The organism is Mycobacterium simiae (assembly GCF_008370645.1).
Classification (GTDB): Bacteria; Actinomycetota; Actinomycetes; order Mycobacteriales; family Mycobacteriaceae; genus Mycobacterium; species Mycobacterium simiae_A.
Genome location: NZ_VTZN01000548.1, coordinates 1 through 413, shown reverse-complemented (window position 1 = coordinate 413; position 413 = coordinate 1). Strand labels below are relative to the sequence as shown.

Here is a 413-nt window from a genome sequence, read left to right as displayed (position 1 = left end):
AGGCGGCCAGGATGTCGCTGCCGGGGTCGGCGGCGTCGAGTGCGGCTACCAGGCGGGCGCGTTGGGTGTGGGTGAGCCGGTCAGCGGTGCGCAGCAGCCGGCGCCGGTTGATTCACTCGGGGTTGGCCTTACGGCCGCGACGGCCCCGCGAATCCCAGCTGGTGCGCCGCCGCACCGCCTCGACCATCTGGTTGGCTTGTTTGACCAGGTGGAAGCGGTCCGCGATCAGTTGCGCATGTGGCAGCGCGTCGCGCACAGCCTTGGCGTAGGTCACCGACATGTCGATTCCCACGTGGGTGATCGCCTCACGCCAGGCCGGGTCGCGTTTGGCCAGCCAGTCCGACACGGGTTTGGTCACAACCACTTACGTTTGCGACACACGATCTGTGGGCGATCCGGGCCGATCTTGATAT

Annotated in this window: 1 pseudogene; it reads right to left on the bottom strand. The window is 67.3% G+C overall.

Annotation, left to right across the window (positions count from 1 at the left end):
- Positions 1-346: pseudogene (locus F0Q45_RS26840) on the bottom strand (ISL3 family transposase); the annotation flags it as partial.
- Positions 347-413: the final 67 nt, after the last annotated feature.